The sequence below is a fragment of the Tabrizicola flagellatus genome, from assembly GCF_008271465.1.
Taxonomy (GTDB): domain Bacteria; phylum Pseudomonadota; class Alphaproteobacteria; order Rhodobacterales; family Rhodobacteraceae; genus Tabrizicola; species Tabrizicola flagellata.
The window spans coordinates 21,828-44,846 of sequence record NZ_VMDU01000016.1; the positions used below are offsets into that span (position 1 = coordinate 21,828).

Annotated in this window: 21 protein-coding genes; 7 read left to right on the forward strand and 14 right to left on the reverse strand. The window is 68.3% G+C overall.

What is annotated here, in order from left to right; all coding sequences use genetic code 11:
• The first annotated feature begins 11 nt into the window (after nucleotides 1-11).
• Nucleotides 12-788 (forward strand): SDR family oxidoreductase, encoded by a 777-nt coding sequence (locus FL625_RS15570; RefSeq protein ID WP_149589596.1) that lies wholly within the window; start codon nucleotides 12-14, stop codon nucleotides 786-788.
• 6 nt (nucleotides 789-794) lie between these two features.
• Here the strand turns inward: FL625_RS15570 and FL625_RS15575 are convergent, their stop codons facing one another.
• Entirely contained in the window at nucleotides 795-1,259 is a 465-nt protein-coding gene (locus FL625_RS15575) for a hypothetical protein (protein WP_235019449.1), read from the reverse strand.
• A 231-nt stretch (nucleotides 1,260-1,490) separates the two neighbouring features.
• Between FL625_RS15575 and FL625_RS15580 the strand changes: the two genes are divergently transcribed.
• Nucleotides 1,491-2,573 (forward strand): ABC transporter ATP-binding protein, encoded by a 1,083-nt coding sequence (locus FL625_RS15580; RefSeq protein ID WP_149589598.1) that lies wholly within the window; start codon nucleotides 1,491-1,493, stop codon nucleotides 2,571-2,573.
• Between the two features lie 15 nt (nucleotides 2,574-2,588).
• On the opposite strand, the gene FL625_RS15585 is transcribed toward FL625_RS15580, so the two are convergent.
• Nucleotides 2,589-2,945, reverse strand: coding sequence for a helix-turn-helix transcriptional regulator (locus FL625_RS15585; RefSeq protein WP_149589599.1), 357 nt, complete (start codon nucleotides 2,943-2,945; stop codon nucleotides 2,589-2,591).
• A gap of 159 nt (nucleotides 2,946-3,104) precedes the next feature.
• Between FL625_RS15585 and FL625_RS15590 the strand changes: the two genes are divergently transcribed.
• Genes FL625_RS15590 through FL625_RS15610 form a run of 5 tightly spaced genes read left to right on the forward strand, consistent with a single transcriptional unit; the run spans nucleotide 3,105 to nucleotide 6,981 of the window.
• Entirely contained in the window at nucleotides 3,105-3,317 is a 213-nt protein-coding gene (locus tag FL625_RS15590; protein ID WP_149589600.1) for a twin-arginine translocase TatA/TatE family subunit, read from the forward strand.
• A gap of 27 nt (nucleotides 3,318-3,344) precedes the next feature.
• Entirely contained in the window at nucleotides 3,345-3,917 is a 573-nt protein-coding gene (gene tatB / locus FL625_RS15595) for a Sec-independent protein translocase protein TatB (RefSeq protein ID WP_149589601.1), read from the forward strand.
• A complete protein-coding gene (gene tatC, locus FL625_RS15600; RefSeq protein WP_149589602.1) occupies nucleotides 3,914-4,819 on the forward strand; it encodes a twin-arginine translocase subunit TatC in 906 nt (301 codons plus the stop codon). Before tatB ends, tatC begins: the two co-directional genes overlap by 4 nt.
• Nucleotides 4,816-5,655: an ATP-binding protein gene (locus tag FL625_RS15605; protein ID WP_149589603.1), complete on the forward strand. Its 840-nt coding sequence runs from the start codon at nucleotides 4,816-4,818 to the stop codon at nucleotides 5,653-5,655. Before tatC ends, FL625_RS15605 begins: the two co-directional genes overlap by 4 nt.
• 51 nt (nucleotides 5,656-5,706) lie before the next feature.
• Nucleotides 5,707-6,981: a hemolysin family protein gene (locus tag FL625_RS15610; protein WP_149589604.1), complete on the forward strand. Its 1,275-nt coding sequence runs from the start codon at nucleotides 5,707-5,709 to the stop codon at nucleotides 6,979-6,981.
• 15 nt (nucleotides 6,982-6,996) lie between these two features.
• On the opposite strand, the gene FL625_RS15615 is transcribed toward FL625_RS15610, so the two are convergent.
• The 12 genes from FL625_RS15615 to FL625_RS15670 all read right to left on the reverse strand — a co-directional run bounded on the left by FL625_RS15615 (nucleotide 6,997) and on the right by FL625_RS15670 (nucleotide 23,018).
• On the reverse strand, nucleotides 6,997-8,172 hold the full coding sequence (locus FL625_RS15615) for a M23 family metallopeptidase (protein ID WP_149589605.1): 1,176 nt from the start codon (nucleotides 8,170-8,172) through the stop codon (nucleotides 6,997-6,999).
• A 56-nt stretch (nucleotides 8,173-8,228) separates the two neighbouring features.
• A complete protein-coding gene (locus tag FL625_RS15620) occupies nucleotides 8,229-8,900 on the reverse strand; it encodes a protein-L-isoaspartate(D-aspartate) O-methyltransferase (protein WP_149589606.1) in 672 nt (223 codons plus the stop codon).
• Nucleotides 8,897-9,682, reverse strand: coding sequence for a 5'/3'-nucleotidase SurE (surE, locus tag FL625_RS15625; protein ID WP_149589607.1), 786 nt, complete (start codon nucleotides 9,680-9,682; stop codon nucleotides 8,897-8,899). Before surE ends, FL625_RS15620 begins: the two co-directional genes overlap by 4 nt.
• A gap of 226 nt (nucleotides 9,683-9,908) precedes the next feature.
• A complete protein-coding gene (iolB, locus tag FL625_RS15630) occupies nucleotides 9,909-10,715 on the reverse strand; it encodes a 5-deoxy-glucuronate isomerase (protein ID WP_149589608.1) in 807 nt (268 codons plus the stop codon).
• 8 nt (nucleotides 10,716-10,723) lie between these two features.
• Nucleotides 10,724-11,632 carry a myo-inosose-2 dehydratase gene (gene iolE, locus FL625_RS15635; protein ID WP_149589609.1) on the reverse strand — a complete coding sequence of 303 codons (909 nt, stop codon included), beginning with the start codon at nucleotides 11,630-11,632 and terminating at the stop codon, nucleotides 10,724-10,726.
• Nucleotides 11,633-11,642: 10 nt separating this feature from the next.
• A complete protein-coding gene (gene iolD, locus FL625_RS15640; protein ID WP_149589610.1) occupies nucleotides 11,643-13,484 on the reverse strand; it encodes a 3D-(3,5/4)-trihydroxycyclohexane-1,2-dione acylhydrolase (decyclizing) in 1,842 nt (613 codons plus the stop codon).
• Entirely contained in the window at nucleotides 13,481-15,391 is a 1,911-nt protein-coding gene (locus FL625_RS15645) for a bifunctional 5-dehydro-2-deoxygluconokinase/5-dehydro-2-deoxyphosphogluconate aldolase (RefSeq protein ID WP_149589611.1), read from the reverse strand. Before FL625_RS15645 ends, iolD begins: the two co-directional genes overlap by 4 nt.
• Before the next feature lie 65 nt (nucleotides 15,392-15,456).
• Entirely contained in the window at nucleotides 15,457-16,293 is an 837-nt protein-coding gene (locus FL625_RS15650; protein ID WP_149589612.1) for a MurR/RpiR family transcriptional regulator, read from the reverse strand.
• A gap of 154 nt (nucleotides 16,294-16,447) precedes the next feature.
• A complete protein-coding gene (locus FL625_RS15655; RefSeq protein ID WP_149589613.1) occupies nucleotides 16,448-17,542 on the reverse strand; it encodes a LysM peptidoglycan-binding domain-containing protein in 1,095 nt (364 codons plus the stop codon).
• 177 nt (nucleotides 17,543-17,719) lie between these two features.
• Entirely contained in the window at nucleotides 17,720-18,835 is a 1,116-nt protein-coding gene (locus tag FL625_RS15660) for a LysM peptidoglycan-binding domain-containing protein (protein ID WP_149589614.1), read from the reverse strand.
• Between the two features lie 301 nt (nucleotides 18,836-19,136).
• Nucleotides 19,137-21,425, reverse strand: a complete 2,289-nt coding sequence (locus tag FL625_RS15665) for a protein kinase domain-containing protein (RefSeq protein WP_149589615.1) — start codon at nucleotides 21,423-21,425, stop codon at nucleotides 19,137-19,139.
• Nucleotides 21,426-21,749: 324 nt separating this feature from the next.
• On the reverse strand, nucleotides 21,750-23,018 hold the full coding sequence (locus tag FL625_RS15670; RefSeq protein WP_149589616.1) for an amidohydrolase family protein: 1,269 nt from the start codon (nucleotides 23,016-23,018) through the stop codon (nucleotides 21,750-21,752).
• Nucleotide 23,019: the final 1 nt, after the last annotated feature.

The following is a 23,019-nucleotide window of genomic DNA, read 5'->3' on the forward strand; positions in this document are numbered from 1 at the left end:
GGAGGACTGCGATGGATCTGGGCATCAGGGGAAAGCGGGCGCTGGTCTGCGCCTCGTCCAAGGGGCTGGGGCGGGGCTGCGCCGAGGCCCTGGCCGAGGCGGGCGTCGATCTGGTGATGAACGCGCGGGGCGCCGAGGCGCTGGAGGCGGCGGCGGAAGAGATCCGGGCAAGGCACCGGGTGAAGGTGGTCGCGGTGGCGGGGGACATCACCTCTGACGCGGGGCGGGCGGCGGTGCTGGCGCATGGGCCGTTCGACATCCTGGTGACCAATGCCGGCGGGCCGCCGCCGGGGATGTGGTCGGACTGGACGCGCGAGGATTTCATCAAGGCGCTGGATGCCAACATGCTGACGCCCATCGCGCTGATGCAGGCGGTGCTGCCGGGGATGATGGCGCGAGGATGGGGCCGCGTGGTCAACATCACCAGCGTCTCGGTCAAGGCGCCCGTCTCGGTGCTGGGCCTGTCGAACTCGGCCCGGGCGGGGCTGACCGGCTTCGTCGCCGGCACCTCGCGGCAGGTGGCGGGCAAGGGAGTGACGATCAACAACCTGTTGCCCGGCATCCATGCCACCGACCGGGCGGTGGCCCTGGACATGGCTGTCGTCAAGGCCCGGGGCATCAGCATGGAGGAGGCGATCGCGGAACGCGCCGCCACCATCCCCGCAGGACGCTACGGCACCCCGGCCGAGTTCGGCGCGGCCTGCGCATTCCTCTGTTCGCAGCACGCCGGCTTCATCGTCGGGCAGAACATCCTGCTGGACGGCGGGGCTACCAATACGACGCTGTAGCAGCGGTCAGCCGTAGGCCGACCGCCGCCGTCCGGGATCGAGAACCCCCAGCGTCGCCAGAAGGCTTGCGCCAATGGCCCAGGCCCAGGCCCCGGCGCCGAGCATGCGCTGGGTCATCTCGGGGATGGACGAGCCCGAGAAGGACAGGCCCGTCGCCTCGGCCTGGCCGATCAGCGACAGAAGCGCCCAGGCCACCAGCGCGACCGGCACCGCCCCGGTCAGGAAGGCCAGAAGCCGCGACTCGCGCCCGATCAGGGCGAAGGCGACGAACAGCGCGGCCAGCACGAAGGAGCAGCCATAGGCGATGGTCTCGGGTCGGGCGCCGGCCAGGATGTCATGGGCTCGGGCCGCGTCCATCTCGCGCAGCACGGTCCAGGGCACGACGTTTTCGCCGAAAGGCGAGGAAAGCCAAGGCAGGAAGAGGCTGGCAAGAATGGCAAGCGCGGCAACAAGGGCAAGCGGACGTGTCAACATCGGGGCACCTTTCGGCGGATCAATCCTGCAAGCGAAACACCGGTTGCGGATTGCGTCAATTTTCCCTTGCGCGAGAGCCGGAATTGGCGCGATGGCCGCATCAATCCCGCGCCGCATGCCGGGTTTGGTGCGCAGCCGTCCAGAGTGCGGCGACGCCCCGCAGGTCTGGTCTTGCCCGGCCCGACTCACGCTGCTAGGGGAAAGCCTGACGGATTTGCTTGAGTATCCATGCCCGATACCCCGCCCCTGCGCCTGGACGTCATCAACCTTGGCCGGTCCTTCGGCGGGCGCAAGGTGGTGGACGGGGTTTCGCTGTCGGTGGCGGCCGGGCAGGTGACCTGTCTGCTTGGCCCCTCGGGCTGCGGCAAGTCCACCACGCTGCGGATGATCGCCGGGGTCGAGCGCGCAGATGCCGGCGAGGTGCGGCTGGATGGCCAGACCGTCGCCGGGCCGGGGGTGCATGTCCCGCCCGAGGTGCGCTCGGTCGGGCTGATGTTCCAGGACTTCGCGCTGTTCCCGCATCTGACGGTGGCCGAGAACGTGGGCTTCGGCCTGCGCATGGACCGGGCCGAGAAGGCGCGGCGGGTGGGCGAGCTGCTGGAAAAGGTCGATCTGGCGGGCTTCGGGCCGAAGCATCCGCACGAGCTGTCGGGCGGCGAGCAGCAGCGCGTGGCGCTGGCCCGGGCGCTGGCGCCGAACCCGCGGGTGATGCTGATGGACGAGCCCTTCTCGGGGCTGGACAACCGGTTGCGCGACGGGATCCGCGACCGGACGCTGGAGATCCTGAAGGAGGCGGGCGCGGCGGTGCTTCTGGTCACGCACGAACCCGACGAGGCGATGCGCATGGCCGACGAGATCGCCTTGATGCGCGCGGGCCGGATCGTGCAGAAGGGCGCGCCCTACAACGTCTACAACGCTCCGGTGGACAAGGCGGCGGCGGCCTTCTTCAGCGACATCAACGTGATCCGGGGCGTCTCGAAGGGCGCGCTGACCGAGACGCCCTTCGGCGCCTTCCTCACCCCTGGCCATGCCGACGGCGCCGAGGTCGAGATCGTGATCCGCCCGCAGCACCTGCGCATCGACTTCGACCGCGGCGGGCGCGGCCCCAACCCCACGCCCGAGGACGGCGTGCCCGCGCGGGGAACGGTGGTCCGCAGCCGCTATCTGGGTCGCGAGAGCCTGGTGGATTTCAGGATGGATGTCGCGGGGACGAAGCTGACCGCCAGCGTGCCCGGTGTCTTCCTGCCCAAACCCGGCACCGTCCTGTGGCTGATGATCCGCCGCGACCGCTGCTTCGTCTTCGGCGTGTGACGGCGGCGGTCCGGGTCAGGGCGGTTCGGCCTCGATCCCGGACTGGGGCAAGAGGGTCGTGACCTTGTAGAGCAGGCTGCGCGCCGCCCGTGCGCGCGGGTTCCCCTCCTGGCCCACGTGGCGCAGCCCCTCGACCAGCGCCTCCAGCTCGTCCGGGGTCAGCATGGTCGGCGGCAGCACCAGCGGCGAGCGCAGGATGTAGCCGAGGCCCCGTTCGCCCTCGACCGGCATGCCGGTGGCGGCCAGCATCTCCATGTCGCGCCAGATCGTGCGGGTCGAGACCCCGGTGCGCGCGGCAAGTTCGGCCGCCGTGTGCAGCCGCCCGTCGCGCAGGGCCTGGACGATGTCGTAAAGGCGGGCGTCGCGTTTCATGGGGCCGGACCGGGGAAGGGGAGGGACTTACTGACAAAATACTGTCAGTTGACTGCATTTGCCAAGCGGCTTGGGTCTTGGAAGCCGGGCAATCGGGGGCGTAATTGGGGGCAGTAACGGATTCCGCCCCGGCATCGGGGCCTGCATGGAGGGGTTCTCATGCTCAACAACATCGGTCTTCCCGGCCTGCTCCTGATTGCGATCGTGGTGCTGGTCCTGTTCGGCAAGGGCAAGGTGTCGAGTCTGATGGGCGAGGTCGGCAAGGGCATCACGGCCTTCAAGAAGGGCGTGAACGACGGCGCGAAGGAAATCGAGGACGCCAAGGCCGAGGCCGCCAAGGATGTGACGCCTGCCGAAAAGGACAAGGCCTGACCTGACAGGCCGTCCGGGAGACGGGACATGGATCTCAGCTGGTCCGAACTTCTGGTCGTCGGCATCGTCGCGCTGATCTTCATCGGCCCGAAGGATCTGCCCGGCATGTTCCGCGAGCTTGGCCGGTTCACCGCCAAGGTCCGGTCGATGGGGCGCGAGTTCAGCCGGGCGATGGAACAGGCGGCGAAGGAGTCGGGCGTCAAGGACGTGGCCGACGACCTGAAGAAGGTCACCTCGCCCAAGGCCATGGGGCTGGATGCGGTGAAGTCCGCCGCCGACAAGTTCGAGAAATGGGATCCGCTGAAGAACGCGGCCAAGCCAACGAAGCCCCTGACCCCTGCACCGATGCCGGCGGCGATGACCGCGGCGCCGGTGGCCGAGGCCGCCACGGCCGCGGCGGCACCCGCGGTGCCGGAAGGTGCGGGCCCGGCCACGGCAGCGCTTTACGAACAGAAGGCCGCGCGCAAGGCGGTGGTGGACGAGGCGGCGGCCAGGCTGCGCGCCCTGTCCGAACCCGCAGCCGCCGAGGCCCAGCCCGCCGCCAAGGCGCCCGGCCGGCGGCGCAGGAAGGCCGACCCGCAGGGTGGTGACGCAGCATGAGCGCGAAGGACGAGATCGACGACAGCTCGGCCCCCCTGGTCGAGCATCTGGCCGAACTGCGCAACCGGCTGATCTGGTCGGTCACGGCCTTCATCGTGGCCATGCTGGCCTGTTTCGTGGTGGCCGACCCGATCCTGAACTTCCTGCTGCGCCCGATCGAGCAGGCGATGCGCGAGCTGGGCAACCCGAACCCGGTGATGCAATACACCGCGCCGCAGGAATATTTCTTCACGCTGGTCCATATCTCGGTCGTGGCCGGGCTGATGGTCAGCTTTCCGGTCATCGCCTACCAGCTCTGGCGCTTCGTGGCGCCGGGACTCTACCGCAGCGAGAAGCAGGCCTTCCTGCCCTTCCTGATCGCCTCGCCGGTGCTGTTCCTGCTGGGCGCGACCTTTGCGCATTATGTGGTGACGCCCATCGCCATGCGCTTCTTCCTCGGCTTTGCCGACAGCGCCTCGATCCTGTCGGTGCTGGCGCCGATGCTGACCGATGTGCCCGCCGACGTGCCTGCCGCGGCGCCGAAGGAAGGCATCGAGATCGTCTTCCAGGGCAAGGTGAACGAGACGCTGGACATCAGTCTTAAGCTGATCATCGCCTTCGGCCTATGCTTCCAGCTGCCGGTCCTTCTGACGCTGATGGGCAAGGCGGGGCTGGCGACCTCGGCCGGCCTCGCGGGGATGCGCAAGTATGCCATCGTCGTCATCCTGATCGTCGCCGCGCTCGTCACGCCGCCGGACGTGATGAGCCAGCTGATCCTGTTCTTCGCCGTCTATCCGCTCTACGAGGTGTCGATCTTCCTGATCCGCCGCATCGAAAAGCGCCGCGAGGCGGAACTGCGCGCCGAGGGGCTCTGGGATGACGAGACCGACGGCCCCTCCGACACGGCCGAGCCCAAGGCATGACCGACCCGCTTGACCGCATCGCCGCCGCGCTGGAGCGGCTGGCCCCCGCGCCGATGCCCGCGCCCGATTTCGCGGCCGAGGCCTTCGTCTGGCACACGGGGCCCGACCGGCTGGAACCCGTGGCGCGGGTCTCGCGGGTGGACATCGGCCTGCTGGTCGGCGTCAACCGCGCGCGCGACACGCTCCTGGAGAACACCCGGCATTTCGCCGCCGGCCTGCCTGCGAACAACGCGCTTTTGTGGGGCGCGCGGGGGATGGGGAAGTCGAGCCTGGTCAAGGCGGTCCATGCCGCCGTGCGGGCGGAAGGCCATGACCTGAAGATCGTGGAACTGAGCCGCGAGGACCTGCCCTCGGTGCAGCGCCTGCTGGCGCACCTGCGCGCCGCGCCGCACCGGTTCCTGCTGTTCTGCGACGACCTGTCGTTCTCTCACGACGACCAGCACTACAAGTCGCTGAAGGCGGTCCTGGACGGCGGGATCGAGGGACGGCCCGAGAACGTGCTGTTCTACGCCACCTCGAACCGCCGGCACCTGATGCCGCGCGACATGATCGAGAACGAACGCTCGACCGCGATCAACCCCTCCGAGGCGGTGGAGGAGAAGGTGTCGCTGTCCGATCGCTTCGGGCTGTGGCTGGGGTTCCATCCCTGCGGCCAGGACGATTACCTGGACATGATCCGCGGCTATTGTGCGGCGCATGGCGTGAACGTCCCCGAAGAGCGGCTGCACGCCGAGGCGATCGAATGGCAGGCAACGCGGGGCGGGCGGTCGGGCCGGGTGGCCTGGCAGTTCTTCTGCGACCTCGCCGCCCGCGAGGGGGTGCGCCTCCGGGCCTGACGGCGGGTTTGCCTTCGCGCCCGGCGACGTGTATCCTGAGCGCAAGCCATCATGCTGACCGAGATCCTTGTCATCCTCGCCCTGATCGTCCTGAACGGCGTGCTCGCCATGTCCGAGCTGGCCATCGTCAGCGCGCGTCCGGCCCGTCTGAAGCCGCTGGAAGGCAAGAGCCGCGGCGCGCGCATGGCCTTGCGGCTGGCAGAGCATCCGGGCCGGTTCCTGTCCACCGTGCAGATCGGCATCACCGCGGTCGGCATCCTGTCGGGCGCGCTGTCTGGGGCGACGTTGGGCCAGCGGTTGCAAATCTGGCTGGTCGGGCAGGGCGTGGCAACCGACTGGGCCGCGACGCTGGGGGTGGGCGGGGTGGTGGTGGCGATCACCTATGTCAGCCTGATCGTGGGCGAACTGGTCCCGAAACAGCTGGCGCTGCGCAATGCCGAAGGACTGGCGATGCGCGTGGCGCCGGCAATGACGCTTCTGTCGGTCGTCGCCGCGCCGCTGGTCTGGTTCCTGGACCGGTCCGGCCGCCTGCTTCTGTGGCTGCTCGGCCAGCGCGGCGCGGGCGAGAACCGCGTCACCGAAGAGGAGGTGCATGTCCTTCTGGCCGAAGCCCACGAGGGCGGGGTGCTGGAGACCGAGGAGCGCGAGATGATCACCGGGGTGATGCGCCTGTCGGACCGCACCGCGCGGGCGCTGATGACCCCCCGGCACGAGGTGGAGATGCTGCCGCTGGAGGCCACCGGGGCCGAGGCGGTGGCCGCCGTTCGCCGCGTCGCCCGCCCGCGGATGCCGGTGGCCAATGCCGAGGGCGAGGTGGTGGGCATCGTGCTGCTGGCCGATGCCTTCCAGGCCGTCTCGCGCCGCGAGCCGCTGGAGATCCGGGCGCTGGTGCGCGAGGTGCCGGTGGTCTCGGACCGGGCCGAGGCGCTGGACGTGCTGGAGATCCTGCAGAAATCCGAACACCATTTCGCGCTGGTCTATGACGAATACGGCACCTTCGAGGGCATCCTCACCACCGGCGACGTGCTGGAGGCGATCACCGGCGCCGTGGCGGCCAGCGAGGCGGACGAACCCGCGCTGGTCACGCGCGAGGACGGCAGCCATCTGGTCGCGGGCTGGATGCCGGTGGACGAATTCTGCGACCGCCTGGGCCTGCCGCGCGAGATGGCGGGGGATTACGATACCGTGGCCGGGCTGATCCTGCACCAGATGGGCCGGATCCCCGAGCTTGGCGCGCATTTCACCGCACATGGCTACCGCTTCGAGGTCATCGACCTGGACGGGCGGCGGATCGACAAGGTGCTGGTCTCGCGCCCGGGTGGCTGAGCCGGGTCCGGCGGACTATTGCAGATAGCCCACCGGGTCGAAGCTCTGCTTCGAGGTGTTGCGCACCTCGAAATGCACGAAGGCGGGATCGCCCGCCGCGACCTTGCCGATGGCCTGGCCGCGCTTGACCGCATCGCCCTTCTTCACCGTCATTCCGGTCACGCCGACATAGACCGTCAGAAGATCCCCCGCGTGGCGGATGATGACGATGCCCTTGCCGGTGGTGTCCGAAGAGATGACCGTCACCGTTCCGGCTTCGGCGGCGACCACCGGGCTGCCGGCCGGTGCGGCGATGTCGATGCCCTGGTTCTTCTTCGGGTCGTAGCCGCGGATGATCTTGCCCGAGGCCGGCATCGCCATCTTCGAGGGCGTGGACTTCGCCGCGCCGAGGTCGGGCGAGGGCGGGGTGCCCTTGGGCTTGGTGCCCGTGGGCTCGGTCTTTTCGTCCGGCAGGGGTTTTTTCGCCGAGGGCGGCTCGGGCGTGGGGCTGCCGACGCCCGGCGGGGTCGGGACGGGTTCGGGGTTCGGCGCAGGCCCGGTCGCGATCGGGATGATCAGCGTCTGCCCTTCGCGCACGCCCATGTCCGCGCCGAGCTGGTTCCAGTCGGCCAGGGCCTTGGCCGAGACGTTGTAGGTCCGCGCGATGGTGAAGGCGGTCTCGCCCCGCGCGACGCGGTGGGTCAGCGGCTGGCCGGAGATCGGCTTCGAAGCGGCGGGAGAGGTGCCCGCGGCCGGTTTCGTCGCCGGTGCCGCGGTGTCGAGCGCAGTGGTGGCGATCGAGGTGATGTCGATCCCGCCGCCCGCCGACGGGCCGGTTCCGCCGATCACCGCCGGCTGCGGGCTGGCCGCGACACGTTTCGGCAGCAGCAGCATCTCGCCCTCGCGCAGGGGGTCGGTCGCGCGCAGCGCATTGGTCCTCGCCAGCTCTTCGGGGTTCATCCCCAGCCGGCCGGCCATGCTGGCGACCGTTTCGCCGCGACGGGCCGTCGCCATCTGGTAATCGGGGTAGGAGATGATGCCGTTCGCGTCCGGCTGCGGCGCCGCCGCCGTCGCCTGCAAGGCCGCGTTCGAGGTGTCGCCGGCACCCTGACGCAGATCCCAGTCCAGCGCCCCGGTATTGATACAGCCCGACAGGGCCAGGGCCCCCGCGCTCAGCAGCAAACCCGCCCGAAGTCTTGTCGTTCTCGCCATCTGGTCCCGCCTGATCATCCGCCGCCCGGTTCGGCCCGGTTTTGTGGGCCCGCAGTCTACTCGGAGCCCATCCCCTCTACCAGTGGAACAAAGCGCACCGGGCGGAGTTCCTCGTAATCAAACCCGCGTGAGGTCCGCGTCACCTTGATCAGCGACTGCACCGCATCCGACTGGCCGACTGGCACCACCATGATCCCGCCGGGCTTCAGCTGCTCCAGCAGGGGGCCGGGCGGATCCTCGGCCGCCGCCGTCACGATGATCCGGTCGAAGGGCGCCTGGTCGGGCAGCCCGTGCGAGCCGTCGGCCGGGATCGCGGTGATGTTCACCAGACCCAGTTCGCGGAACAGCTCGGACGCCTCGCGCACCAGGCGGCGGTAGCGGTCCACGGTATAGACCCGGCGGGCCAGCTGCGACAGGACGGCGGCCTGGTAGCCGGACCCGGTGCCCACCTCCAGCACCGTGTCGCGCGGGCTGACCTGAAGGGCCTGGGTCATCAGGCCGACGACCGAGGGCTGGCTGATCGTCTGGCCGCAGGCGATGGGCAGGGGCATGTCCTCGTAGGCGCGGTCGGCGAAGATGTTGCGCACGAAAAGGCCGCGGTCGATCTTCTCCATCGCGGTCAGGACGCGGGTGTCGGTCACGCCGCGTGATCGGAGGGCAAAGAGAAAGCGCATCTTGCGTTCGGCAAGCTCTTCGGAGGTGGGGCGGTCCTCCGGTCCCTCGGTCATGCGAGCCTGGCCTCGAGGTCGGCCAGAAGGTCGTGCGCGGTGAGGTCCGCGCGCATCGGCGTGACCGAGATGAAACCGTCCAGGTTCACCGCCGCGTCCGATCCGGGCAGGGTGGGCGTGTGCTGGTGACCGCCCTTGATCCAGAGGAACTTGCGCCCCGAGGGCGACATGTGCGGCTCGACGCTGAAGGCGGTGTCGCGGCGGAAACCCTGCGGCGCGACCCGCATGCCCCGGGTCGCGGCGGCTGGCTGAGGCGGGAAGTTGATGTTGTAGAACACCCGGTAATCGTCCTGCGTCCAGAGCCCCTTGTCCAGAAGCGCCCGCACCACCCCCGCGCCATGGACGCGCGCGCTTTCGAAAGGATCGGAGAGCCGGACATTCTCGGGCCCGAAGAACTGCGACAGGGCGATCGCGGGGACGCCCTGCAGGGCCGCCTCCATCGCCCCGCCGATCGTGCCGGAGTACAGGACGTTCTCGGCCGCGTTGTTGCCCCGGTTGACGCCAGAGAGCACGAGGTCCGGCCGCGCGCCGTCCAGCACGTCGTAGATCGCGGCCAGCACGCAATCGGCCGGGGAGCCTTCGGCGGCGAACCGGCGGGGGCCAAGCTCGGCAATCATCATCGGGTGGGTGTAGCTGATGCAGTGGCCGACGCCCGATTGCTCGAAGGCCGGCGCCACGGTCCAGACCTCTCCGCTTGGGCCGGCAATCTCGGTGGCGATGGCAGTCAGAACCTCAAGCCCCGGCGCGTTGATGCCGTCGTCGTTGGTGATGAGGATGCGCATGTGTCGGGGGTTCCTTCGGACCTGCCCCTGATTAGACGAGGGCGGGGGGCGCTTCAAGGCACAGGACAGGCTCGTCGTTCGACTTCGTCTCCTCCTCGCGGGGGGGGGGGCGAGGAGAAGCGCAGCGCACGACGAGCAGCCTCGCTCGAGCCTGAGCCCAGTTTGACGCCCGAAGAAAGATGTCCGCGAGGCGCGGGGATCGCCATCCGGTCGCGTGTGGACGAGATCAGGCGTCGCGCCTGGCGATCCATTCGTGGTCGGGGTCGTTCTGGAACCGCCACTTGCGGATCGGACCGGCCATGACGTTCAGGTAATACATCTCGTAGCCGTAGGGCGCGCCGCAGGGATGGTGCCCTTTAGGGACCAGCACGACATCGTGGTTCTTCACCGTCATGGTCTCATCCAGGCTGCCGTCCTCGGTATAGACCCGCTGGATGCCGAAGCCCTGGGCGGGGTTCAGGCGGTGGTAGTAGGTTTCCTCCAGATAGGTCATCCGGGGGAAGTCGTCCTCGTCATGGCGGTGGCTGGGGTAGCTCGACCAGTGGCCGGCGGGGGTGAAGACCTCGGTCACCAGAAGGCTGTCGGCGACCTCGCGGCCCTCCATCGCGATGTTGTTGACGTGTCGCGTGTTGGTGCCCTTGCCGCGCGGGGTCAGCTCGATCCCGTCCGGGCCGAGGCGCTGGGCCTTGTGCCCGCCCTTGCCGGGAGCCTTGCAGACGCCGATGGTGCAGGGGGTGGTGGCGACGGCGCGCCAGGTCGTGCCGTTCGGAACGTAGAGGCAATGCGGCGGGGTCTTCTCGAAGACATCCATCCGCTCGCCCATCTCGCCCCAGTCCTGCCCGGCGGCCTGCACCTTCGCCTTCCCTTCGACGATCACCAGGATCACCTCGGTCTCGCCGGTTGTCTCCTCGGCTACGTCGCCCGGCTCCAGCCGGTAGAGCGTGAAGCCGACATAGCCCCAGCCCGCGCTTTCGGGGGTGATCTCATGCACCTTGCCGCGGGTGCCGGTGGGATGGCGCAGGAGGTCGGGCATGGCTTGCCTCACGGACGCGAGTGGTCGATGGTCAGGCCGGCCTTGGCGCAGACCTTCAGGATGTGCTCGTAGCCCATCTTCGAGTATTCGTAGGGCGGGGCCTTGGCGGGGTCCTGTTCGGCCTCGACCACGATCCAGCCCGCGTAATCCATTGCCTTCAGTTTGTCGGCCACCGCCTGGAAGTCGATGCAGCCGTCGCCCGGCACGGTGAAGGCCCCGGCGATCACGGCGTCGAGGAAGCTGCGGTTGTTCTTCCGAACGTCCGCCACGACCTCGGGCCGGATGTCCTTGAAATGGACGTGGTGGACGCGGGACGCCCAGCTGTGCAACACGCGCATCACGTCCGCGCCGCCGAAGAGGAGATGCCCGGTGTCGAAGAGAAGCTTCACCTCGGGGGTGGAGCCTTCCATCAGCGCGTTCACGTCATCCTCGCTCTCGATGAACGAGCCCATGTGGTGATGGTAGGCCAGCGTAACACCCTGATCGGCCATCCACTTCGCCAGTTCGGACAGCTTCGCGCCGTAGGCCCGCACTTCGGCGGCGGCGAATTTCGGGCGGTTGTTCACCGGCACGGCGATGTCGCCCTGCACGGTGTTCGAACATTCCGCATAGACGATGCAGGGGGCCTTCAGCGCCGCGAACTGTTCGACCTGCTGGCGCACCGCCTCGATTTCCGTCTTCACGTCGTTTCTGAGGAGATTGCCGGAACACCAGCCGCCGCAAAGGAAAAGTCCGTTCGCGTTCAGATAGGACCGCAGCCCTTCGGTATCCGCCGGCATCCGCCGCCCGCGTTCGACGCCGGTATAGCCGATCTCGCGCGCCTCGCGGAGCGCCTGCTCCATCGTGTAGGCGGCGGTCAGGTCCGGCAGGTCGTCGTTCTGCCAGGAGATGGGAGAGATCCCGATCTTCACGCTCATTCGTCTGTCCTCAGTTCACCAGCCATTGCGCGCGTGCGCCGGCCTCATGTTCCTTGCGCGCTTCCAGCACCGAGGGCCGGGTCGAGACCTCGGGCACGCCCACCTCCCACCAGCTGCCGCCCGCGCCGGTGCCGGGTCCGGGGTCGGTGTCGATGACGATGACCGTGGGCACGGTCGCCCCCTTCGCCGCCTCAAGCGCGGCCTCGAGCCCCGCGATGCCGTCGGCCTTGACCGCCTTCGCCCCCATCGCCGCGGCATGGGCGACAAAGTCGATGTGGCTGGGGTTCACGTGATAGGCGTCGTCGAGAAGGTTGTTGAACGGCGCGCCGCCGGTGTGTTTCTGCAAGCGGTTGATGCAGCCGAAACCGCGGTTGTCGGTCAGGACCACGGTGAAGGGCACGCCCATCATGACGGCCGTGGCGAGTTCGCTGTTGGCCATCATGTAGGACCCGTCGCCGACCATGCAGATCACGTCGCGGTCGGGCCGGGCCATCTTGATCCCCAGGGCGCCCGCGATCTCGTAGCCCATGGTCGAGAAGCCGTATTCCATGTGATAGCCGCCCTGCGCGCCGCGCCAGAGCGTGTGCAGGACGCCCGGCATCGACCCCGCCGCGCCCATCACGATGGTCTCTGGCGTGGCGCTGCGGTTCACCGCTCCCACGACCTGCGCGTCGCTGGGCAGCTGATTGCCCACCGGCGCGGCCATGAGCGAAGCGGTGGTGGCGAACCAGGCGTCGCGCGCGGCGAAATCGGGATCGGCAAAGCGGTGCGCGCCCAGAGCGGCCGAAAGCCGCTCTAGCGCGACCTTCGCATCGGCGACCAACGCCTGCGCCCCGCGCTTGGTGGCATCCCAGGGCTGGACGTTGATCGACAGGATCCTGCGCCCAGGCCGCCTGAAGATCGTCCAGCTGCCGGTGGTGAAGTCCTGAAGCCGCGTGCCGACCGCCAGCACCAGATCGGCCTCGGCCGCCAGCTTGTTGCCGCAGTCCGAGCCGGTCACGCCGGGCGTGCCGAAGTTGAGCCGCTCTTCCCAGTCCACCGCGCCCTTGCCCGCCTGGGTCTCGACCAGCGGGATGTTGTGGCGGCGCGCGAAGTCCAGAAGCGTGGCCTCGGCGCCGGAGTAGAGGACGCCCCCGCCCGCGACGATCAGCGGCCGTTCGGCAGCCTTGAGCGCGGCGACGGCGGCCTCCAGCTCGCGCTGGTCGGGTTCGGGGCGGCGGATTTGCCAGACCCGGGGGGTGAAGAATTCCACAGGATAATCATAGGCTTCGGCCTGCGTGTCCTGGCAGAAGGCAAGGCAGACCGGCCCGCAGGTGGCGGGATCGGTCATCACCTGAAGCGCGCGGGGCAGCGCGGTCAGGATGTGCTCCGGCCGGCTGATACGGTCGAAGTAGCGCACCACGGGGCGGAAGCAGTCGTTGGCGGAAACGATGCCGTCGCCGAAATCCTCGACCTGTTGCAGCACCGGGTCCGGCGCGCGGGAGGCAAAGACATCGCCGGGGATCATCAGGACCGGGATCCGGTTGACATGCGCCAGCGCCGCCGCGGTGACGAGGTTCGTGGCCCCCGGCCCGATCGAGGTCGTCACCGCCATGGCCTTCCGCCGCCGCATCGTCTTGGCATAGGCGATGGCGGTATGGGCCATGGTCTGTTCGTTGTGGCCGCGCCAGGTGGGCAGGGCGTCGCGGTGGGCGTGCAGCGCCTCGCCCAGGCCCGCGACGTTGCCATGGCCGAAGATCGCCCAGACGCCCTCGATGAAGCGGGAGCCGTCCTCGGCCTGTTGCAGCGACAGCCAGCGCACCATGGCCTGGGCGGCGGTCAGCCGCACGGTTTCGTGGCGGGTCGTGGTCATGACTTTCCTCCCTCGCGGCTGGCGTCCCAGATGGCGCAGAGCCTTGCGTATTTCTCTACCATGATCGCCACCGCCGCCCCATCGGTGATCTCGCCCCGGAACCAGGCGCGGGCGGCATCGGCAAAGATCGTGCGGCCGACGGCGAAACCTTTCACCAGCGGCTGGCGCGCCGCAAGCCGGAACGAGGCGGCAAGGTCTGCCTCGGCCGCGTCGAGGCCAAGGACGACGACACCGCGCACATGGGGGTCGTTCTCGGCAATCGCGGCGCAGGCCTTCGTCCAGGCGGCGTCGGAGGTGAAGGGTTCCAGCTTCCACCAGTCGGGATAGACGCCAAGCGCATAGAAGCGGCGGATGACCTCGGCGCTGGTCTCGTCGGTGACGGGGGCGACCTTGGAGGGGATGATCTCCAAGAGCATCTCCAGCCGGTTGCGGCGGCAGGCGTGGAAGAGGCGCAGGACCGTTTCCTCCTGCGCGGCCTTCGTCGCCGCGTCGTCGGCGGGATGGTAGAAGCACAGGACCTTGACCACATGGGACAGCGGCCATTCCTGCAACCCGCCGAGGTCGGGGCCAAGCTCGGGCTCCAGCGTCAGGGGGCGCGAGCCGGGCCATTCGACGGGCCGCCCGATCCAGAGGCCGGTGCCCGCCGCGCGGTAGAGCGCATCGCGCCCCAGCCGGCTGTCGCAGAGGATGCCGTGGCCGGGCTTGCCGTCCGCGACCTTGAGGGCTGCATCCAGGCACAGCTGCTTGAAGGCGCCGATCCTGTCGGGCGTGGCGCCCTCCATCTGTTCCAGCTGCATCCGGTGGTCGAAGGCGAAGACGCGCATCGTGGACAAGTCGCCGTGCCGGTTGGTGGACCAGTGGATCTGTTCCAGCGCGCGGTCCTTGCGGAGCGCCCTTTCGACCACGCCGCGGTTCAGGAAGAACTGCAATTCCTCCCAGCTGGGGTAGGCGGGGGTGCAGCCGTGGCGGCTGACGGCGAAGGCGCCGCAGGCGTTGGCGTATTTCAGCGCCACGGGCCAGGGTTCGCCGTCGAGCCAGCCCTTCAGGAGTCCCGACATGAACCCGTCGCCCGCGCCGAGGACGTTGAACACCTCGATCGGAAAGCCGGGGCCGCTCTCGCCCTCGTCCAGGCTGTCGGGGATGGCGCCGGTGAAGGCGCCGGCGCCCATCGGACCGCGCTTGCAGACCAGCGTCGCGCCGCTGACGGCACGGACGGCGCGCAGGGCGGCGATGGTGTCGGTCGAACCGCCGGCGATGTGGAATTCCTCTTCCGTGCCCACGATCAGGTCGAAGAGGTGCAGGGTCGATTGCAGCTTGGCGGTGACGGCCGCGCTTTCGATGAACCGGCTTTCCCCCGCGCCATGTCCGGCAAGGCCCCAGAGGTTCGGCCGGTAGTCGATGTCGAGCGCGGTCTGCGCCCCGTGTTTCCGGGCCAGGGTCAGCGCCTTCAGGACGGCGGCCTCGGTCCGGGGGTGGCTGAGATGCGTGCCGGTGGCCACGACCGACCGCGCCTCGGCGATGAAGCCTTCGTCGATGTCGTCCTCGCTCAAGCCCATGTCGGCGCAGTTCTCGCGGTAGAAGATCAGCGGGAACTGGTGCTGGTCGCGGATGCCGAGAAGGACGAGCGCGGTCAGACGCTCCGGGTCGGTCCTGACGCCCCGCACGTCAACGCCTTCGCGCGCCAGTTCCTCGCGGATGAAGCGGCCCATGTGTTCGTCGCCGACGCGGGTGATGAGCGCCGATTTCAGGCCAAGCCTCGCGGTCCCGGCGGCCATGTTGGTGGGCGAGCCGCCGATGTATTTCTGGAAGGACCCCATGTCCTCGAGCCTGCCGCCGACCTGCGCGCCGTAGAGATCGACCGAGGAGCGACCGATGGTGATGACATCGAGGGATTTCGGGGTGGGCATCGGCTGGGCTCCGACTCGGGCAGCTGCATGGAATGAATATTCCATTTTCGCCCCTGACGGAAGCCCTAAGTTTCGCGCCGGGCGGCGACGGCGACGGCGAGGGACAGCGCCAGCGCGATGACGGCGGACAGCGACCGGAAGGCGCCGAAGTCGATCTCGGCCACGGTCAGCACGGTATCGGCGACGGCAGAGACCTGGGTGCCGGGCGGGTCCGTCAGCGCGACGACCGGAAGGCCGCGATCCCGGGCCAGGGCCGCCAGCGCAAGGGTTTCCTCGGACCACGGCGCAAAGGTGATGGCGATGAGCGCATCGCCCGGCAGCAGCGACGCGCGCTGGCCAAGCCCGGCCACCCCATCGTGCAACACCGCCGCGACGCCCAGCTTGTCGAAGACATAGGCGAGGTAAGAGGCCACGGGGAACGACCGCCGGAACCCTGCCAGATGGATGGCCCTGGCCTGGGCCAGCGTCGCAACTGCTTGATTCAACGCGATTTCGTCGAGATTTCGGGCGAGCGCCTCCATGGACTGCCGGCCGGCATCGACGAATTCGGCGACCAGGGTCGCGGGCCGGCCGGCGCCGCCGGCCTTCAGGTTCGCCAGCCGCGTGGCATAGTCGGGCGCGGCGCGAGTCAGGGCCTCGCGGAACAGCCGCTGCATCTCGGCATAGCCGGAGAAGCCCATGATCTGACAGAAGCGCATCACCGCCGAGGGCGGCACGCCGGCGCCCTCGGCGATCTGGGCCACCGTGGACAGCGCGATGGAGTCCATGTGCCGCGCGATGTGGTCGGCGCATTGCTGCAGACGGCGGGGAAGCTGGCCGTTCAGGCCCGTCAACCGGTCACGGAAGGCTTCGACCGATTGCGGGGTATCGCGTGCGGCAAGTTCGGAGTCGTCCTTGGACATTCGGGTCTCTTGGCGGCTGCCGGACCAGCATAGCATATGGAACAAATGTTCCAAGCCTTCTCTTCCCTGCGGGATGCGACGGGCCAGGCCCCCGAGAAGGCAGCAGGCCCCGGTCATGGCGACCGGGGCCTGCGCTGGTGTGAGGCAGGACGGGTTACTGGCTGAGCTTGTTGTACTCGGCCAGGCCGGTGGCGAGGATGTCGTACCATTCGCCCGACTCGCGCATCTCGGTGATGCCGCGGTTCAGCATGGCGATGTAGACCCGGCCACGCGGATTGTTCTTCGAGGTCAGGAAGTGATACGAGATGAAGGTGGTCAGGGCCGGGTTGGTCACCACCTTGTCGGTGACACCCAGTTCCTTGAAGTTCGCCACCGAGGTTTCCGTCTCGATCGAGTAGATGTCGACCTCGCCCTTGAGCAGCATGTTGGCGCAGTCGATCGGATTCTTCGGCGCGACGTATTCCACGATCGGCGGGGTCAGGCCCTGCACTTCGAGGTCGCCCAGCGGCCAGGCTTCGGGCCGGCAGATCTTGGCGCCGGCGTATTCCGCGAAGGACCGGGCATTGGCATACTTGCTGTCGGGCAGGGTGTTGAAGGTATAGGCCGCCTCGTAGATCGGCAGCGAGAAGTCGAAGTCGGTGCACATCCGGGCCGAGAATTCGCCCAGCATGTCGAGTTTCGAGCAGTCCGGCGATTCCCAGGCGATCGACACGTCGAAGGCGCCCGAGGGCAGCAGCGTGTCGATGTGCGACATCCAGTCGTCCACATAGGCGACGGTATAGTCCCGGTCGTTGCCGCCGCGCTGCATGGCCGTTGCGGCCATGCGCACGAAGATGCCACCGCCGGTCAGCGATTCGTCGGTAAACGGTTTCCAGTTGTTCGAGGTGACGAATTTCAGCGGGGGTTCGTAGATGTTCGATTTCTTGGCGGTGGCTTCCTGCTTCTTGGTTTCGGCCTCGATGATCGAGCTGAGCTCCTGGTCAGGCGTCAGGCGGCCGTCCTCGCAGGGCAGGATCAGCTGCATCCCGGCCGGCAGGCTGTTCGGGTTGGCCGCCAGCGCGTCGCGGTTCGCGTTGAAGATCATCTGGTAGTCGAAGGTGCCGTAGGCGGCCTGGGCGATCGAGCCCAGCGTGTCGCCGTCCTTCACGGTATAGGTGGTGCAGGCTTCCTGGGCCGAGGCGATGAACGGCAGCGAAATCATCGCAGCCGCGAGAATCGGAAGCCGGTGCAGATGCGAAGCGGTTCTCATGGCGGGTTTCCTCGTGGGGTGCTTGATGGGACTGATGACGCGCAACAAACGAAACAAGACTGGTCTTGGCACAGCATAGGGTTGAGTAGATGGCGCGAATAAGGCGAATGATTGGTCATTCGCAGCCAAACTGGAAACGTCGGGGCCTGTGACTTGGGGCGATCGGGCCTGCATGGATCACTCCGACTGGCGCTGCTGGTTCAGCGCGGTCGAGACGATGTCGTACCACTCGCCGGATTCGTACATCTCGATCATCCCGGCATCGAGAGCCCCCAGCATGGCAACGGCGCGGGGATTGGACTTGTGCGCGATGACATGCAGGCTGAGGATCGTGGACAGGTGCGGATTCTGACCGATCGTCGCGATGAGGCCCAGCTTGGCAACGGTCGAGTCGCCGACCTCGGAGTCGACCGAGACCAGGTCCACCTCGCCTGCGGCCAGCGCCCGGAAACATTCCTTGACGTTCTCGCCGCGCACCAGCGTCACGACATTTGCCGTCAGGCCGGCCGCATCGAGCACGCCTGCGGTGTAGCCCTCGGGACGGCAGATCCGCTTGCCCTCGAACTCGGCATAGCTGGTTGCCGCCATCAGCCCGCTGTCGCGCGTGGCGAAGAAGGCATCGACGATCTCGTAGAAGGGCCCCGAGAAAGCAAAGTCGTTGCAGCGGGCCTGGTCCCCGGGCGACAGCATGGCAGCGCCTTCGCAGTCGGGACGGATCCAGGGAAAGCTCAGGTCGTAGGCGCCCGAGGGCAAGAGCGCATCGATATGCGCCTGCCAGTCCGACACGAAGCTGATCGTGTAGGGAATGGACGGGTCGGCGCGGAAGATCGCCATCTCGACAAGCTGGGTCATCATGCCGCCGCCGGGCAGGGTCTTGTCGGCAAAGGGCGCATAGCCGTTGCCGGTGACGATGGCCAGGGGCCGCTCGGTAGCGGGGGCGGGCTGGGTGTCCGGCGTTGCGCTGACCGGCGTCGCGCTTGTCGGCGTCGCGTTGGCTGCCGCCGCGCTGATCGGCGTCACGCCTTCCGGTGCCGCTTCGGCTGTCGGCTCTGCGCAGGGGATCGTCAGAACCGAACCGATTTCGATCAGGTCGGCCTTCTCGCCGATCACGGCGACATTGGCGTCATAGATCCGCCGGTAGAGGTCGCCGTCGCCATAGGCCTTGTTGGCGATCCGGCGCAGGTTGTCGCCGGCGCGCACCGTGTAGGAAGAGCAGGCCTCCTGCGCCACGGCGGCCGCCCCGGTCAGAAGCAGAGCCGTGGTGCCAAGCAGGAATATGCGCGAGACGTTCATGTTGCTTGCTCCTTGTTCCGTCTGATCGGCCCGGCGACCGTTCGGCCGAGCCCGTCGGGGCGTAAGTCTGGCTTTGCCATTTCTGCCTGCCGGCCTCAGTCCGCCCGACCCGGTAGGGCAGGGCCCGTCTGTCTCCCCGCCGCCGATCTCGCCACCGCCCGGTCAAGGGCATTGACCAGCTCGTCAAGGCTTGTCGTGCCATGGCCGGGGAGCAGGGTGTCGCGCGCGGATCCCCCCTGCGCCAGAGCCGGACCGGGGCCTGGCATGGCCGTTCTGGCCCGGTGGTTGGCGACGATGGGCCTCATGGTGCCGCAGCCAGGGCAAGGTTCATGTCTGCCGTCTCCACCTTGTTGTCGCGGACGATAGAGAATTCGGTCCGCGTCGCCTTCCGGTCGACCAGCTGGCCGAGGATGTCCTCGATCGAGGTCGGACCGTCCAGCGCGACCCCGGTGCTCTTGTCGCGGAACAGCAGGTCTCCGGGGCGCAGCGTGGTCATCCCTTGCTGGGCAACGCCGGTGACTTCCGTCTTCCACACCCCGTCCACCGTCAGCGTGCGCAGCTGGATGCCGTTCGCCAGGGTGACGAGGCGCTGGGCATCGACGGTCAGAAGGCCCGAGTTGCGTTCCCCGTTCGATGTCGAATAGTCGGCCACCATGCGCGCCTTGCCGTCGCCATCGACCTGCATCGCGTTCAGAATGGCCGCTGTCAGCGCCTTGGCCGTGGGGGTGGGACTGCCATTGATCGAGTGGATGACCATCCCCTGCTGCAACCAAGGCCCGGCCGAGGCGAGGTCGGCCTCAGGCGAAATGCGCAGGATCTGCGCGACCGGCTTGCCGCCGACGATCCGGTCGTCGGCGGTGAAGGGAATCACGGCATCCCAGACGGCAAAGGCCACCTGCGCCGGTGCCGGAGCGCCGGCGGGTGCGGTCGGCGATTCGGTGGCGGGCGTGACCGCGGCCGAGGCTTCCGGTGCGGCCGGTGCGTCTGCTGCGGTTGCCGGATCCTGCGCTGCCGCGACGGTGGCCTCGGCGGGCGTGTCGGTGCTCTGGTCGGCAACGGGCGCGGAATCGGTGGCGGCGGAACCGGTTTCGGCAGCAGTCGCCGGGGCGGGGTCTGAAGGGGGTTCGCTTGTCGGGGTCGCCGCCGGAATCCGGGTCGCCGCCTCGGTCCCCTCCGTCTCTGGCACCGGGGACGCAGGTTGGTCTGCCGGGGGCGTGGGGGCGGGATCAGTGACCGCTGCCGGGGTCTCGGGGGCATCCGGCGACGCGACGGCGACGTCGGCGGCCGGCACCGCGGCCGGCACTTCAGTCGCGGTCGCGACAAGGCTGTCCGGCCCTGCCTCCGGAACGACCGGAGCGTCGGACAAGTAGACGAAGCCGCCCGCCGCAACCGCCACGGCCACGGCCACGCCGGCGATCACGGGCATCGACCCTCTGCCACGCTGCCGCGCGGCGGGCTCTTGGTTCGGTGCCGCCACGGAGGGCGCCCGGGCCGAGGGGGCGCGTGCGAGATCCGCTTCGGCGGGGACTGCCATGGCCCTGTCCTGACCCGAAATGCCGTCGATGGTCATGCCCGTGTCGCGCCTGAAATCGCGGACCAGCCGGTGCACCGCATCTTCGGTTCCCGGCGCGGGTTCGGCCGGAACCGCGGCGAAGGGCGCACTGCTGTCATACATGGTCAGCCATTCCGCGGCCGACTGGATGCGCTGTTTCGGCAGTGTGTTCAATGCCTTGTCGATCGCTTCCAGGAACCCTTTCGGATAGCCCTGGATGCGACCGCTCAGCGGGACGAAGGGATCGGGCCGGTCCTCGGCCAGGGCGGCGAGCCGGGCCTGACCGTTGACCGGCGCCTCGCCGGAGATGACGTGATAGAGGGTGGCGGCAAGGGCGTAGAGATCGCTCCAGGGCCCCTGCTCGGACCCGGCGATGTAGAACTCCTGCGGGGAATAGCCGTCCTTCACGACCCGCAGCGCCGACATGGCGCGGTTGGTCTGGCTGGCCTTTTCGCGTGCCGCGCCGAAGTCGATCAGGATCGGCTCGCCCGCCTTGTCGATCAGCACGTTGTCCGGCGAGATGTCCCGGTGCAGCATGTCGTTTTCGTGGATGAAGCCGACCGCCTTCAGAAGCTTGGTGGTGATCTCGACGATGTGCTGCTTCGACAGCGGCGCACCTTCACCGTCGATGATCTGTTGCAGGTCCATCCCGTCGATGTAGTCGATCGCCATGTAGGCGGTGCCGTTGTCCTCGAACACCTGGTGCACGGCGACGATGTTCGGATGCACGATCTTGGCCAGGCTGCGCGCCTCACGCACGAAGAGCTGGACGATCGAGCGCAGCTCGGCCGAATGGGCTCGCGACCGCGCGGCGACCATGACCTTGGAGCGGCGGCAGACCGAAGAGGGGAAGCATTCCTTGATGACGACGTCGCGGTCCAGGCTGTCCTTGGCCAGATAGGTGATCCCGAAGCCGCCCGAGTTGATGTAGCGGGTGATCGTGTACTGCCCCTTGAGCAGCTTGGTGCCCGGCTGCAGTTCGTCGATCAGGTCATCGACCTCGTCGACCGCGGGTTCTGCCGCCTTCTGTTGCGCCATCTCGTTCACCCTTCCGACACCGATGCGTGGGTTCAGCCGCCTTGGCCCCTGCAGAGCCCCCGGACTTCAAGACGGGACCCGGCGCACGGACAATCGTCCACACCAACGCATCAATTCATCGCAACCGTGATGGTTGTGGATGAGGGCGAAAATGGGGCGATCAAGAGGAGATTTGAAGGATGGATCCTTTCAACCCTGACGCGAGGCGGCGGTTCGACCCCATCTATCCGCTCGCTGCCCGGTCGGGCGGCAGTGCGTTGTTTCTTGGCCGGAATGAATCAGCCTCTGGCCGGGCGGATCCGGCGCACGGCGCGAATCGGGGCCTCAGCCGAGCCTGCGCCGCACCGTTCCCGGGCGCGCCGGCAGGTCCAGCCGGGCATCGTTGCGCTGGCGTTCGGCCACCAGACGGCCCTTCGAGATCACCGCCAGCCGGTCGGGCCGCAGGCGCAGTGCCTCGGTCGGGGTGCCGGCGTCGAGCACGACGAGGCTTGCCAGGCAGCCGGGGCGCAGGCCGTAGTCCGAAAGCCCCATGATCTGCGCGTTGGTCTCGGTCACCATGGTGAAACAGCGTGCCATTTCCGCCGGATGCGTCATCTGCGCGACATGCAGGCCCATGAAGGCCACGTCCAGCATGTCCGCCGTGCCAAGCGAATACCAGGGGTCCAGCACGCAGTCCTGTCCCCAGCCGACGGGGATGCCCAGGGCCTGCATCTCCTTCACCCGTGTCAGGCCACGCCGCTTGGGATAGGTGTCGTGGCGGCCTTGCAGGGTGATGTTGATGAGCGGGTTCGGGATCGCGGTCATGCCCGACTCGGCGATCAGCGGCAGAAGTTTGGAGACATAGTAGTTGTCCATCGAATGCATCGAGGTCAGGTGGCTGCCCGCCGCCCGCCCGCCGAGGCCATGCCGCGTCACCTCGCGCGCCATTGTTTCCACATGGCGGGACATCGGATCGTCGGTCTCGTCGCAATGCACGTCCCACATCAGGCCGCGCTCGGCGGCGATGCGGGCGAGGTCGCGCAGGCTTTCCGCGCCTTCCTCCATCGTGCGTTCGAAATGGGGGATGCCGCCGACCACGTCCACGCCCATGTCCAGCGCGCGCAGGACGTTCTGCCGGCCCGTGGGCGTGCGGTAAAGCCCGTCCTGCGGGAAGGCCACCAGTTGCAGGTCGAGGTAGGGGGCTACCCGCCGCTTGACCTCCAGCATCGCCTCGACCCCGCGCAGGTGGTCGGGCGTGGTATCGACATGGGTGCGGATCGCCAGAAGGCCCATGCTGACCGCCCAGTCGCAATAGGTCAGCGCGCGGGCGACCATCTCCTCCACCGTGGCGATCTCGCGCAACTCCCCCCAGAGCGCGATGCCCTCCAGCAGCGTGCCCGAGGCGTTCACCCGGGGCAGGCCGTAGCTCAGCGTCGCGTCCATGTGGAAATGCGGGTCCACAAAGGGCGGCGAGACGAGGTCTCCGGTCGCGTCGATCACCCGGCCTGCCTCGGCCGGGAGGCGTCCCACGGCGGCGATCCGGTCGCCGGTGATCCCGATATCGGCCACCGTCCCGTCGGGGAGCGTCCCGCCCTTGACCAGGATGTCGAACATC